The sequence below is a fragment of the Variovorax glucosi genome, assembly GCF_051216695.1.
Taxonomy (GTDB): domain Bacteria; phylum Pseudomonadota; class Gammaproteobacteria; order Burkholderiales; family Burkholderiaceae_C; genus Variovorax.
On sequence record NZ_JBPJZE010000269.1, the window covers coordinates 1 to 1,148 of the forward strand.

The 1,148-nt window shown below is 65.7% G+C and carries 1 protein-coding gene and 1 pseudogene; both read right to left on the reverse strand.

Annotated features, from left to right (window positions below; all coding sequences use genetic code 11):
* On the reverse strand, positions 1-884 hold an 884-nt coding region (locus ACSFA3_RS24865), incomplete at its 3' end, for a hypothetical protein (RefSeq protein ID WP_435508027.1).
* Positions 881-1,148 (reverse strand): annotated as a pseudogene (locus ACSFA3_RS24870) (GNAT family N-acetyltransferase); the annotation flags it as partial. The pseudogene ACSFA3_RS24870 and the gene ACSFA3_RS24865, both read right to left, overlap by 4 nt.

Sequence of the window (1,148 nt, forward strand, 5' to 3'; positions counted from 1 at the left end):
TGCCCGAGGCGGGGCAGCAGGCGCTGGTTGAGGGCGTGCTGCTGTGTCTGCCAGCGCGTCAGTTGCTCTTGCCCGATGTCCGTGTCCTGCCCGTCCCCCGCGCTGAGCCAGCGCTTCCAGGCCGTGCGATAGCGGTAGGCGGAGACTTCCCCGGTGACGTCGCTGCCCACGATCTGGCCGCGCAGGGCCTCGAGGATGCGCAAGGCCTGCGGTTCCCGCAGCCGGCCCTGGTCCCAGTTGGTGCGCACGACGTCGGGTGCGAACACGTCCTTGTCGATCGACAAATAGGTGGGTCGGCATTCCCGATGAAGGTGCTCGGCCAGTGCATCCGCGAGCGCCTGCGTGCTGGAGAAATTGCGAAACGCCGATGCCACGCCGAGCCAGCGCGCCCAGCCGGTGTCCACGCCGACGCTCCAGTAGCTCAGTTTGCCTGCACGCAGGGGCGAGAGTTGGTTTTCCCAACTGTGACGCCAGCCGATGTCACTGGAGGTGATGCCTGCCACGAGCACATGTGCGACTTCGGGCAGTTGCGCAACATGGCGTACCCAGGAGCCGCAGTGCACGCCGAAAGGAAACCGCATGTTGTCGGGATGGTTGTCCAGAACTACCACGCGCAACTGCGACCGCCGCAGGCCCAGCGCACGGATGCAGCGCGCCACCAGTGGCCAGGTCAGGTGATGGAAGTCCCCGCTGCCCATGAATACCGGGCCGTGTCGGGCGGGAGCCGGCAGCCAGATATCGAGTTGGCGTGCCAGCGCACGCATGTGCCTGAGGCCGCAGCCGAAGCGCAACGCCTCCTGCCGATCTCCCAGTGGAATGCGCCACTCGCTCGCAAGCGGTCCGACCGACCGATCCAGATCCAGGACGACAGGGGGAAGGCTCATGCGGCAGGCTCCGACCTACGCCAGGCACGGTCACGCTCGAAGCGGCTCACAAAACACCGCGCCAGCCAGCGCAGCAGCGGATTGCGCACGTATACGGCGTGTCGAGTGAAAGTGAAGCTCGCGCCCAGTTGCGCCTTGACTTCGGGATCCGTCCATCCGGCGACGTAGTGCGTAAGGCCGCGTTCGATCGCGTATTCCAGATTCAGCACCCAGCTCACGAAATACAGGTTGCACTCACGCGCTTCTGGATAGCTCAGCCCGATG